The 12,960-nt window shown below is 38.2% G+C and carries 11 protein-coding genes and 1 tRNA gene; 8 read left to right on the forward strand and 4 right to left on the reverse strand.

Going from position 1 to position 12,960, the window contains the following annotated elements; genetic code table 11:
• Positions 1 to 110 precede the first annotated feature (110 nt).
• Complete coding sequence (locus J6836_RS04170; RefSeq protein ID WP_219247098.1) at positions 111 to 848, forward strand: cyclase family protein; 738 nt, start codon at positions 111 to 113, stop codon at positions 846 to 848.
• A gap of 61 nt (positions 849 to 909) precedes the next feature.
• Here J6836_RS04170 and J6836_RS04175 read toward each other — a convergent pair whose 3' ends face one another.
• A complete protein-coding gene (locus J6836_RS04175; RefSeq protein ID WP_219247100.1) occupies positions 910 to 2,142 on the reverse strand; it encodes an SLC13 family permease in 1,233 nt (410 codons plus the stop codon).
• A 601-nt stretch (positions 2,143 to 2,743) separates the two neighbouring features.
• Here J6836_RS04175 and J6836_RS04180 point away from each other — a divergent pair.
• The 4 genes from J6836_RS04180 to J6836_RS04195 all read left to right on the forward strand — a co-directional run bounded on the left by J6836_RS04180 (position 2,744) and on the right by J6836_RS04195 (position 7,043).
• Complete coding sequence (locus tag J6836_RS04180; RefSeq protein WP_219247102.1) at positions 2,744 to 4,693, forward strand: PTS mannitol transporter subunit IICBA; 1,950 nt, start codon at positions 2,744 to 2,746, stop codon at positions 4,691 to 4,693.
• Positions 4,694 to 4,704: 11 nt separating this feature from the next.
• The gene (locus tag J6836_RS04185; RefSeq protein WP_219247104.1) at positions 4,705 to 5,853 is read left to right on the forward strand and encodes a mannitol-1-phosphate 5-dehydrogenase; all 1,149 of its coding nucleotides are present in this window, start codon (positions 4,705 to 4,707) and stop codon (positions 5,851 to 5,853) included.
• Positions 5,854 to 5,946: 93 nt separating this feature from the next.
• On the forward strand, positions 5,947 to 6,495 hold the full coding sequence (locus J6836_RS04190) for an MltR family transcriptional regulator (RefSeq protein WP_255586320.1): 549 nt from the start codon (positions 5,947 to 5,949) through the stop codon (positions 6,493 to 6,495).
• A gap of 116 nt (positions 6,496 to 6,611) precedes the next feature.
• On the forward strand, positions 6,612 to 7,043 hold the full coding sequence (locus J6836_RS04195) for a GNAT family N-acetyltransferase (RefSeq protein WP_219247106.1): 432 nt from the start codon (positions 6,612 to 6,614) through the stop codon (positions 7,041 to 7,043).
• Between the two features lie 2 nt (positions 7,044 to 7,045).
• On the opposite strand, the gene J6836_RS04200 is transcribed toward J6836_RS04195, so the two are convergent.
• On the reverse strand, positions 7,046 to 7,471 hold the full coding sequence (locus J6836_RS04200) for a hypothetical protein (protein ID WP_219247107.1): 426 nt from the start codon (positions 7,469 to 7,471) through the stop codon (positions 7,046 to 7,048).
• A 766-nt stretch (positions 7,472 to 8,237) separates the two neighbouring features.
• Positions 8,238 to 8,312: transfer RNA gene (locus J6836_RS04205), tRNA-Arg, on the reverse strand.
• Between the two features lie 276 nt (positions 8,313 to 8,588).
• Here J6836_RS04205 and J6836_RS04210 point away from each other — a divergent pair.
• Positions 8,589 to 9,221, forward strand: a complete 633-nt coding sequence (locus J6836_RS04210) for a LysE family translocator (RefSeq protein ID WP_219247110.1) — start codon at positions 8,589 to 8,591, stop codon at positions 9,219 to 9,221.
• Positions 9,222 to 9,505: 284 nt separating this feature from the next.
• Positions 9,506 to 10,258 carry a phospholipid-binding lipoprotein MlaA gene (mlaA, locus tag J6836_RS04215; protein ID WP_219247111.1) on the forward strand — a complete coding sequence of 251 codons (753 nt, stop codon included), beginning with the start codon at positions 9,506 to 9,508 and terminating at the stop codon, positions 10,256 to 10,258.
• 555 nt (positions 10,259 to 10,813) lie between these two features.
• Here the strand turns inward: mlaA and fadL are convergent.
• Complete coding sequence (fadL, locus tag J6836_RS04220; RefSeq protein ID WP_219247113.1) at positions 10,814 to 12,139, reverse strand: long-chain fatty acid transporter FadL; 1,326 nt, start codon at positions 12,137 to 12,139, stop codon at positions 10,814 to 10,816.
• A 353-nt stretch (positions 12,140 to 12,492) separates the two neighbouring features.
• On the opposite strand from fadL, the gene J6836_RS04225 reads away from it, so the two are divergent.
• The gene (locus J6836_RS04225) at positions 12,493 to 12,789 is read left to right on the forward strand and encodes a YfcZ/YiiS family protein (RefSeq protein ID WP_219247115.1); all 297 of its coding nucleotides are present in this window, start codon (positions 12,493 to 12,495) and stop codon (positions 12,787 to 12,789) included.
• Positions 12,790 to 12,960 lie beyond the last annotated feature (171 nt).

Genomic DNA, 12,960 nt, shown 5'->3' on the forward strand with positions numbered 1-12,960 from the left:
AAATTCCTAGACAACATAATGTTTTTGCTGCTATTAAATAGTTAAGTAATACAACAAAAAATACAACTTCATAAAAAGATAGAACAAAATCAACCTGACAGGGGAAAAATATGAACCACGAACTGATTGAAGCATTTAATGTTATAAAGAATAAGAAATGGGTTGATTTAACACATAGTTTTGATGGTGACTCGCCACATTTTTTTATGTTTGATGCTGCGGAATTTAAAACCTTATTTGGTTACCCTGAAGGTTTCTTTGCTCAGCAATTTACCTTCCCAGGGCAGTATGGTACGCATATTGATGCACCATGCCATTTTGTTGAAGGCAAACGTTTTTTACATGAGTTAGAGCTAAAAGAGCTTGTTTTGCCTTTAATCGTTATTGATCAGTCCGAAAGAGCGAAACAAGATCCAAACTTTGCATTTTCTCTTAATGATGTACTGGCTTTTGAAGGGAAGCACGGCAAAATTGAAGCTGACAGTTTTGTTGCGTTAAGAACAGATTGGAGCAAACGTTGGCCATCACAAGAGTTGATGGACAATAAAGATGCAGAAGGTAATAACCAAATACCTGGCTGGGGAATGGATGCATTAAAATTCTTATTTGAAGAGCGTGGTATTAAAGCGATTGGACATGAAACGTTTGATACTGATGCTGCGAAAGATTTTCGCAAAAATAATGCCTTACTGGGTGAGTATTACGTTTTAGAACAAGATACTTACCAAGTGGAGTTACTGGCAAACTTGGATAAAGTACCGACTCGCGGAGCTGTTATTTTTAATATTGTGGCTAAACCTAATAATGCGAGTGGATTTCCTGTGCGCTCATTTGCCATTCTGCCTTAAAGATTGAAATTTTATTACCAGCCATCCACCGAGTATGGCTGGTAATAAGCTGCAATTATTCCTACAAGACTAATACTACCCATATTGCCGCTAACATCATGCATAACGCAGCAACAATGCCTCCCGATTTTGCAAACTCACTAAACGATATTTTCACACCATAAGCCGCAGCTTGTTCAACGACGATAATACCTGCAAGGCTACCAAAAACTAATAAATTACTTGAAAAACCAGAGCCAAGTACTAATGCAGCACCAAGGGAATCTGCATTTCCATCAGGTGTTAAAAATGGCACGAGTAGCATGACTGAGGGGTTATTCCCTACGATTGTGCTGAGCACACCAGTGACTAAAAACAATGCCAGTGGGTTATTTAAATCGACACCATGAGCGCGTAAATCATTGAGGAGCTGCTGGGGAATTCCTGTTGACGCAAAGGCGGCATTAACGACAAACAACCCCATAATTAAGAGTAATAAATTCCCATCGACTAATTTAAGCATATCGCTTGATGCAATTGAACGATTCATTAATAAGAACCCTGCGGCAGTAAGGGCAATTAATTCTCTAGGAATATCGCTAATGATAAATGCGATAATAACGGCAAATGTAATAATCCCAGCCTTGGTTGTTTCCCACACATTTAATGTTTCTTGAGTTGTTGGTGCTTTAGTTTGCATTTCGTCCTTAGCAATGTACCAACGGTTGCGGTACAACCAAACTAGGACTAGCCATGTAATGGGTAACGAAATTAAAGCAGGGATTGCAGAGGCTTCTAATAAACCCACAAATGAGATGTCGAGTCCTTGAGCTGCAATCATATTCTGCGGGCTACCAATTAATGAGCCAGCTGCACCGTTATTTGCTGCGAAACAAAAGCCTAATAAAAATGGGATAGGGTTTAAACCACGGGATAAACTAATTGAAACTAACAGTGGTGTCATGGCAACAACCACGACATCATTAGTTAATAGAGCAGAAAGGATCCCGCCAACACCGATTAATACCGCTAAAAGTGCCGGAGGAGAAACCTTTAACATCGCAACACGGTTCGCTGTCCAGCTATAAAAGCCAGATACAACAAACGATGCAGATACCACCATTAAACCGAATAACATGCCAATTGTCCGATAATCAATGGCATTCCAAGCGTGCGGTGGGGTAATACTACCGATAGCCATCATGGCTAAGGCGCCAATAACAGCAGCTCCCGTTCTGTCTACTTTAAAACCGGGTAACTTACCAAAGCCCATGGCAACGTAAACCAAAAGAAAAACAATAATGGTTAAAGTCATTGTATTCACATTTTAATCAATAAATTTAAGGATAATTTATCGGTGAAAATCTTTTGAATCAAGGTTAAATATTCGTTTAATAATAATAAGTTGCAGTAAGCCCTATTCGTAATCATCGCAAAAAGACAAAAAATGCGAAATGAGATGAATTCTAAGTTCACATATACAGCTCAATATCCATTTCATTTGCGCTTTTTTGAAATAAGCCGTGAGTGAAAATTAATTACAAAACTAAATCTAACAATAGTAAAAAGGCTGATTGAGCTTTTAAGAGAGCTAAAAAATCGTGAATATGAAAATAATTCGTGATCAATATCTCTATTTTGAAAATTAAGCCAAGAATTATAGTGTGACTCAAGTCATGTTTTTTGTTTGTTTTGCTTAAAAAATCGTCTTTGTAGTAAAGCTACACTGCACATTTGTGAAGCTGATCAATATTTATGAGGGGGTGGATAGGGTGTTTGGGTGATGTTCATCACATAAAGCCCGCGTGGTACGCATCTGACAAAGGTCATGTTAGAGTGAAAGTGTCGAAAAATTCACTAACGTTATTTGGCGATAACGTTACAACCTTATCGTTCTCGTACCACGGGGTTCTATCATGGTAACATCAAATATCAAATTAAAGGTACAGAATTTTGGGCGTTTCCTCAGTAATATGGTTATGCCTAATATCGGTGCTTTCATTGCGTGGGGCTTAATTACCGCGCTCTTTATACCTACGGGCTGGTGGCCAAACGAAACATTGGCACAGCTTGTTGGCCCAATGATCACCTACTTATTACCACTACTTATTGGTTATACGGGCGGACGTCTTGTTGGCGGTGAGCGGGGGGGCATTGTTGGGGCAATCACAACGATGGGGGTGATTGTTGGTGCTGACATGCCAATGTTTATGGGCGCAATGATAGCAGGGCCATTAGGTGGCTTTGTGATTAAACGTTTTGACCGCTGGATTGATGGTAAAGTTAAAACAGGCTTTGAAATGCTCGTGAATAACTTTTCATCTGGCATTATTGGTATGCTTTTGGCGATACTCGCTTACCTTGCTATTGGTCCACTCGTTGCTGGCTTATCAAAAGTGTTGGCGGCTGGCGTAAATGTGATGGTGGAAAATAATCTACTGCCCCTTACTTCAATTTTTGTTGAGCCTGCAAAAATACTCTTTCTGAATAATGCCATTAACCACGGTATTTTCTCCCCACTAGGTATTCAGCAAGCCACTGAAACCGGCGCTTCTATTTTCTTCTTAATTGAAGCGAATCCAGGCCCAGGTTTAGGTGTGTTGCTGGCATATATGTTTTTTGGAAAAGGGAACGCTAAACAGTCAGCATCTGGTGCGGCAATAATTCACTTTTTTGGTGGGATCCACGAAATTTATTTTCCATATGTTTTAATGAATCCGCGTTTAATTCTTGCAGTTATTCTTGGTGGCATGACAGGTGTGTTTGTGATGAACCTATTTCATGCTGGTTTAGTTTCACCTGCATCCCCTGGTTCTATTTTTGCAGTTTTGCTGATGACACCAAAGTCATCTTTAGTTGGCGTTATTTTATCAGTCACAAGCGCAACCTTGGTTTCTTTCTTAGTCTCTGCCATTTTATTGAAAAGAACTCGCGTGGGTGATGATGATGAATTAGATAATGCGACGAAAAAAATGCGTGATATGAAAACGCAATCTAAATCATCAAACAAAGAAGCAACGAATAACAATTCAACGGTTAATCTTGCAAATGTGCGCAATATTATTGTTGCTTGCGATGCTGGTATGGGCTCAAGTGCAATGGGGGCCGGTGTGTTAGTGAAAAAAGTTCGTGATGCCGGGTTGGTTGATATTAATGTCAGGAATATGGCTATCAATGACCTTCCCGCGGATGTCGATATTGTTATCACACATAAAGACCTCACTGAAAGAGCTAAAACATTTGCACCTAATGCAATGCATATTTCTTTAGCAAATTTCTTAGATGGCCAAACATATAATGATTTAGTGACGAATCTGATCGCAAAAAAACATCCTAAAGCTGCAAACGATGGTCATTTAATTAAGCAAAAAATCGTTGCCGCAAATGATGAATCTTTTAATCTTGAAGATAAAGATGAGGCATTGTTTACACTGAGTGCTAAACATATCCATTTAAACTTATCGGCGAAGAATAAAGTTGAAGCAATTCAATTTGCGGGGCAAAAACTTGTCGAGGGCGGATATGTTGAGCCTGACTATATTAATGCAATGTTAGCGAGAGAAAAATTAACCTCAACTTACCTTGGCGAATCAATAGCTGTTCCCCATGGAACTATTGAAGCGAAAGACCGTGTTTTAAAAACGGGCATTGTTATTTGCCAATATCCAGACGGTGTTCAATTCGGAGATGAACCTGATGAAATCGCTCGTCTTGTTATTGGTATAGCAGCACAAAATAATGAGCATATTGCAGTGATTACACAAATTACCTCTGCACTAGATGACGATGGGGTGATAGAGAAACTGTGTAATACCCAAAGTATTCAAGAAGTGCTCGAAATTTTAGCATCACAAAGTGCAGCGTGAGGAGAATAACAATGAAAGTCATTCATTTTGGTGCAGGTAATATTGGTCGTGGTTTTATTGGTAAATTACTCGCAGATGCGAATTCACAGCTCACATTCACCGATGTTAACCAACCTTTAATCGATCAATTAGAGCATCAACAGTCATATCAGGTTCATGTTGTTGGTCAAGAAAGCCGTATTGAAAAAGTGCAACATGTGCATGCAATTAATTCTAATGATCCAAAGACAATTGAATATATTGCTACTGCGGATATGGTGACGACCGCAGTAGGCCCGCAAATTCTCGAAAAAATAGCAGGGACTTTAGCGCAAGGAATCACGTTAAGAAATAAATTAAATAACCAAAACCCACTCAATATAATTGCGTGTGAAAATATGGTAAGAGGAACAAGCCAATTAAAGCGGCATGTTCTCGCGCAATTGCCTATTGAAATACATGGATGGGTTGAACAGCATGTTGGTTTTGTTGACTCTGCTGTTGACCGTATTGTTCCTCCCATGGATGCAGCAAATGATGACCCGCTTTCGGTAACAGTAGAATCATTCAGTGAATGGATTGTCGACAAAACGCAATTTATTGGCAATATTCCGTCCATTGATGGAATGGAGCTAACGGATAATTTAATGGCATTTGTAGAACGTAAACTATTTACGTTAAATACAGGTCATGCGATTACTGCATATCTAGGTCAAATATATGGTCACCAAACAATCAGTGATGCCATTAATGATCCTAAAGTTTACGCTATTGTAAAAGCTGCGATGGAAGAAAGTGGGCAAGTTTTAATTCAACGGTATGGATTTAATGCAGACAAGCACCAGCAATATATTGAAAAAATATTAAGTCGGTTTGCTAACCCTTATTTAAAAGATGATGTCAATCGAGTAGGGCGTCAGCCTATCCGTAAACTCAGTCCAGAAGATAGGTTGATTAAACCGTTACTAGGGACGTTTGAGTACCAATTACCTAATAATAATCTGATAATTGGTATTGCAGCTGCGCTTCATTTTAGATGTTCTAGCGACTCTCAATCTGTTGAGATGGCTGCTTTGATTGAAAATAAAGGCATTTATCAAACTGTAGTTGAATTGAGTGGACTAGAACAACATCCTGTCATTATTGATAAAATTTGTGCGCAGTATGAACTGATAAAGTAGAGCAACGAGTAATATTACGGATAATGAGTTAATTAGTGAGGTTCAATCACTTTATGGTTATTAGCGAATAAATATTAAGCGGGTGGCCATAAAGTGACAAAAGAAATTATTATGGAAAATAAACAAGACATTGAAAATCAAATCCTTGAGCGGCTAAATCAACGGCCTGAAGTACATTTATTTGTTCAAGAGGTTATTTTGCTGATTTCACAAGCAATTGATAAATTGATGTTAAAAGTATTTAGAAAGGATGATTATGCTGTAAAATATGCCGTTGAACCTCTTTTGACAGGTAATGGTCCATTAGGTGATTTATCTGTGCGTTTGAAACTGTTATTTGCTTTGGGGGCCATAACGCGTGAAACCTATGAAGATATTGAATTATTTCTAGCATTAAATGATTCTCTAGCATACCAAGAATTAAAATTAGATTATATTGATGATGAAATAATCGGCAGTATTAAAATGTTGCACTGCATGGGGCCATTACCTGAAATGATGCGCTTTGATCAGCCCGAAGATATGGTTGACAAACAGCTAATTGATTTGCAAAAACAGCGCTATCAGCAAATGGTCAAATCGTCTTTAGTACTATCTGTTGCTGATTTAATTGCACAAATATTAGAAACCGATGTTTTTTAATGAGCCTTTGCATTCTTTATTTCTTTTTCACTAAAGATCTTGCCCGCCTATTTACTTCATTAAATAAATATGTTTGAAATACAAATATGTATAATCGAACCTTATATGGCTTAAATATGAATATTATTATTGCTCATAACATCACTCAAGAGGATAAGGCTGAACTACTGGCTGGGCTCCGTAGTTTTAATGTCCAGTATTTAGATGCTTCTCGTTTTGGTCAGTTAGGCATTTATTTCAAAGATGGCGCAGGTGTGATGCAGGGTGGGTTAATTGCGGAAGTAAAAGCGAATTGGCTGTGTATTGATTATTTATGGGTAAACGAAACAGTGAGAGAAGCTGGGCTAGGGCGTAAATTAATGGAGACCGCTGAGCAAGAAGCGATAAAATTAGGCTGTATTCATGCTTTGGTCGACACTTTTAGCTTTCAAGCTTTACCATTTTACCAAAAATTAGGTTATATCCAGCAAATGTCACTACCCGATTTTCCGCAAACAGGTATGCAACGTCACTACCTAACTAAGTTAAATTTAAAGAAAAATGAATAGCGCTATTGATTGTAATGTTCAGAAAAACAATCAGTGCTATGTGTTTTTGTATTTTGATTTGCGGTTGCGGATGGGTTAACGGGTAGATTTAATTGATTTATCCAGCAGGCTAGACTTTGTTTTGCATTTAATCTTACCTCTGAACTTTTATCATGAACTGACCGAATGTTCATTGTTGAGTATTCCATCAATCTATTATCCACAAAGATAAATATTCGGTCAGCTTTCTGATCTGGTTGATCAGGTAATAACTGGTCGGCATAAAACAATAAATCATACTGGTCTTGCTTGGCTGAACTCATGGGGGTTCCTTCAATATGAATGACTTCAGCTTTACTTATTCCAGATATAATGACTAAAGATGGCTTTTCTTTTGTGCAAGCTAAAAGCAAAAGAGGCAAAAAAAGAAGAATGACAAATTTTCTCATTGATGGTTTATCCAGTAAATACGTGCAGTAGAATTGATAATAGAAGGTTCTATTCATGATAAAAATGGTTAGATAAAAAATAGGATTTTTCTACTCTCTGTTATTCAATGAGTTAATTTTCACGCTATATTTTTCACATTGATCCCTGACAGCAACATTAGGCTAGATAGTGATTGTGAAAGCGACAAGAGTTACATAGATAGCTGATAAGACCAAGACCACACCAATGATTGTTCTAGCAAAAAGGCAGAAAACACTACTCGGTGGTGATTTTGGAAATAGTGCTGAAAAGCTCCAATAAGCAAGCCACAGGAGTAAAAAGGCAGCAAATAAAAGATAAATAACGGTGAATGTCACTACATATATCCCAATGTTTAAGTTAGGCAGATGATTACTATGATGCAACGTACGCTATGATCATACCAAGCATGCACATGATGACTATAAGGCATATACCAGCGATAACTCGAATAAAAGACCAGAAAGTATTGGTTCTGCCTATATTCCAAAAACAAAAAAATACTGCAATTCCCAATATAATTTCATAAATAATCAGTTCAGCCATGACGATGCATACATCCATATAATTAAGTGATTAACAATATACATAAGTCAAATATCAATAGCTATCAATTAAAGGCTAACGTCCTATTACCCATGTATTCATGCCTGTTTAGCTTTGTTTAGTTCGGGATAGTATGGATAGTTGCTATGATTTTTTTGTGAGATTTTTGTTTAGGTAGGAATAGCTTGGTTTAGTTTATACTGGTGTCCCCTGCAGGAATCGAACCTGCAACTAGCCCTTAGGAGGGGCTCGTTATATCCATTTAACTAAGGGGACTTTGAGCTTATTGCTAAGCAGGGTTTGCATTTTACTGTTCACATCCAATGGAATCAAGTTGTTACGCGGAATTAATTCAATTTATTGAAAAGAACACTTTTTTGTCTGTTTTTTCGCCTTGGTTTTATCTAACAATTATTCCAGTTGCTGGTTTTATTTTGCTGTGTGTATAATCGAAACCCCTATAAATATTAACACAATCCCAACATTTTCATAAAAAGATGTTAAGTGCAAAGCTAGCTTAATTATCAGTCAATATTGAATTTTGGAGTAAAAATGCCAGAAATCAGTACGTTATTTGCTTTCGGTTTAATTGCCCTTGGTATGGTATTAACACCTGGACCGAATATGATTTATTTAATTTCTCGGTCTATTTGCCAGGGTCGACAAGCTGGGTTTATTTCACTTGCGGGTGTTGCGCTCGGATTTGTTTTTTATATGTTATGTGCTGCTTTTGGTATTACAGCTTTTATTTTTGCAATTCCTTATGCGTATGATGTGTTGAGGGTTGCAGGGGCAATGTACTTACTCTATTTGGCGTGGCAGGCTGTTAAACCAAATGGCCGTTCAGCTTTTCAACTTCAAACATTGGATATCGATAGTCCTAGAAAACTTTTTATGATGGGTTTTTTAACGAATATTGCTAACCCTAAAATCGCGATTATGTATTTATCTCTACTGCCGCAATTTATTGCACCAGGTCACGGCAGTGTGTTAGTGCAATCAATGATATTAGGAACAACCCAAATATTGATTAGCCTAACAATTAATGGGCTAATCGTGATTGCGGCGGGGACTATTTCATTATTACTGACACGCCGTCCAACATGGCAGTTAATTCAACGGTGGCTAATGGGGACCGTTTTGGCAGGGCTAGCCATCAAGATACTGGTTGAATCTAAAAAATAATTGTGGGAAAGAGCAAGGTTTTGTGGCTTGCTCTTTCATTTGATGATTTTTTAGGTCTAGTCATTGCTTTCTTATTTCTACGGAAATAGAAAGTAATGGTTTTTGCGCTAATTGATCATAATTCTTATAATAATGACATGATTAGCTAGGGTATAATTAAAAATTCATCTGTATAATCACTCAAAACGGTTAAAAAAAATAATTTTTTCACCTTATTATTATCAAATTCGTGAATATCTTGGAAAGTACCATAGCAGAACGGTGCAAGGAATGGAGAGGGTGTTATGAAGTTTCGCATGACTAGCGTGTTTCTAGCGGGCGTGTTAATTGCAGGTTGTGCAAGTAATATCGACCCAGATACGCATGAACGTTCAGACCCATTAGAGGGTTTTAACCGGGCAATGTTTAATTTCAACTACAATGTTTTAGACCCTTATGTCCTAAGACCGGTTGCTGTTGCTTGGAATGATTATGTTCCTATGCCTGCGCGTAATGGCTTATCCAACTTCTTTGTTAACCTTGAAGAACCTGCAAGTATGCTGAACAGTTTCTTGCGTGGCGAAGTGACTCAAGGATTTAAGCATTTTAATCGTTTCTTCCTCAATACAGTCTTTGGCATGGGGGGCTTGATTGATGTGGCAACAATGGCTAACCCACAGCTAGCGAAAGATGATCCTAAACGTTTTGGTAATACGCTTGGTTATTATGATGTCGGTTATGGCCCATATGTTGTTTTACCCGGATATGGGAGTGCGACACCACGTGAGGAAGGTGGGGATTTAGCGGATGGTTTATACCCAATGTTGAGTTACCTGACATTCTGGATGTCTGCCGGTAAATGGGCACTTGAAGGGATAGAAACAAGGGCTCGTCTGCTGGATTCCGATGGTTTACTTAAAAACTCGTCAGACCCATACCTGATGATGCGTGAAGCTTACTTCCAACGGAATGATTTCTTATCAAATGGCGGCGTATTGAAAGCAACTGAAAACCCAAATGCGGCGGCGATTGAAGGGGATCTTGATTCGATTGATTAATTTAGTGAATTGAATCAGGAAGGTTTATCACTCTCTTGTCTGTATTAAAACGTGAGAGTGATAAATTCACAGCTAGTCATTGTCTCGCTTTCCTCGTTGGGTAATGGTGTCAATCAAGGCTATTACCCCTAACACCCCAATAAATCCGACTGTAAATAATGTTCCCATAAAACCCCCTACGTTTTTGTCATTGTGGCCTCTTTTGTACTTTTACTGCGAATGTATCGCATTAATAATACAGTTTGATGAATGGATACGTATTTTTTGTGTATCTGTATTCTAAAATACATGTATAGATTGTGCTTGCAAATAAGAACATTCAGAGAAAGAAATGTAATCTAATGAAATATAAAAGGAATTATCTTAAAAAAGCGTATAAGGCTAAATTTATAATGTAAAGAGAGTTGTTGCCATGCAAATTATTTAGTTAACAATTAATTTACATATATGAGTGGTAAGGTGTCAAGATAAATTTATGATAGGAATGTTTTTTTGAATAGTGGGATAGTAGGGCTATCAGGGAGTTGCCTCCCCGATAGTTAAGCATTCGATTGATTAGAATGCGTAGTTAAAGTTCACACCATATAACCAAGCGGAGCCTTCAGATTTGAAATTATAAACCGGTGAATTTGCTTGGCCTTCAATTAATTTTTCACTGATATTCACTTTTTTACCGTGCATATAAGAAATACCAACATCAACAGACGCGTTTTCATTAAATGCATAGGTCGTACCCGCACTTAACCAGTAACGGTCTTGGTCAGGAATCGAAATTGAGCGGTATTCAGAACGAACTGGACTTTCATCATAGGCAATACCAGTGCGGAACGTCCAGTTATCATCATAGAAATAGGTCGTACCGAGGGCTAAACGCCATGCATCTTTAAAATGTTCTGGCTTGTGGAATAGAGGGTCACTGCTTCCATGTTTACGGTAAGCGGTTAACTCTTTAAACTCGCTCCATCCCGTATAAGAGACGCTATAGTGCATTGCCCATTTTGGTGCGACTTTGTGATAACCTGAAAATTCCCAGATATCAGGTAAATTGAGGTCGAGCTTACCATCAATTTTTTCACCGCCAGTTCCATTTAATGCTGCAATTGATTTTGGTATGTCGTTGGAATACTTACCATCTTCAAATTTGACTTTAACTTTTGAACGGTAGCTTAAGCTTAAACGGTTATCGTCATTAATTTCATATAAAATACCTGCATTCCAGCCATAACCCCAGTCATCACCTGTTAATTTAGCCATCGTGGTATTTGCCGGGAAAGCGGGAAGCTTTCCTCCGCTAATTATTGGTGCTAATGCACCTAGATCGCCAGCATGGCGAGTAATTTCTGCATCGGCATAAACAGCATTAACGCCTAAGCCAAAACTAAAGTTGTTATTAACTCGGTATGCGCCGCTTAAATTTAAGTTAACAGTTTTTAAATCGGTTTTTCCGCCAATAGGGCCCGCTGCGTAATTTTTATTAAAATCTGTCGCTAAGCCGAAGTTTGTTGTCATTGACGTACCAACGGCCCATTTATCATTAATTGGGAAAATAAAGTGGGCATTAGGTACAACCGCACTTGGTGCAATATCATTTGCAGTTGTATTACTATGAAGCGGAGAACCACCTTTACCTTTAATATCAACCGTCGGGTCAATATACACCGCACCCACAGACAGAGATGGTCGGTCAAATAGCATCATCGCAGCAGGGTTACGGCTACCTTCACTTGCGTTGTCGCCCATCGCACCAGCACCCGAAAATGCGCGTCCCAGTGCGGATGTAGAATATTCATTTAGTAAGAAACCCGCCGCGCCGGTGTTAGAAGATACAATTGCCACTGCTATTGCTAAAGCTGATTTCGAAAACAGGTTTTTCTGGCTCATGACCAAAACCCTCTTATGTTTTATTTTAAATAAAGCGACTTCTATCGCAAGAAGCGCAGAATTGTAGGGTCCATTGCCGTCATGACAAATCAGACCAGTTACTAGAGTATAGGTCTGACCACCTGATATGTTGCAAGCTTGTTTTGTATTTATTGTGACTTCGTTTTCAAAAATGCGATGTATTTAACAAAATCGCAACATTAGGTGACTATTTTGGAGCAATAAATAATCAAATACGGGGTAAGATCAAACTTATGTTTAATTATTAGCAATAAGTTTTGATACATACTGGTTTTTATCACTTTTTCAGCGTTATGATAGCCACTTAACAGTTTGTTTATTTGGAGAGTAAAATGACTGATGCGATTAACCGTTGTAGTGCGGATGAAACAGCAGCTTGCTGTTGTGTGGATGTAGGCACAGTGCTGGATAATAAAGACTGTACTGCGTCGTATCAGCATGTTTTTGCCACCCAAGGTGAAGCGGAATCCATGTTGAAGATGCTCACAGAAAAAGCGAAGTCTGTTGAGTCAGATCCCTGTGCGATTAACCACACTTTAAAACAAGTTAATGATGGTGTTGAACTGAGCGCAGAATTTAGTTTTAGCTGTGAAGCAGAAAGTCTGATTTTTCAGTTAGGCCTTCGTTAATCAAACGTTTGAATTCATTAATTGAACCCTTCTATTGTCATAGCACCTTTTATTAGACGCTAAGTAATAGAAGGGTTTTTTATATTTGTTAAATCCATTCCTTTTCTTTTCAGCACTATTTTTATACCAACTTGCGTGCGCGCTCCCATTTTTTAGTCAATGCAATTGATA

Source organism: Providencia sp. R33 (genome assembly GCF_019343475.1).
Lineage (GTDB): Bacteria > Pseudomonadota > Gammaproteobacteria > Enterobacterales > Enterobacteriaceae > Providencia.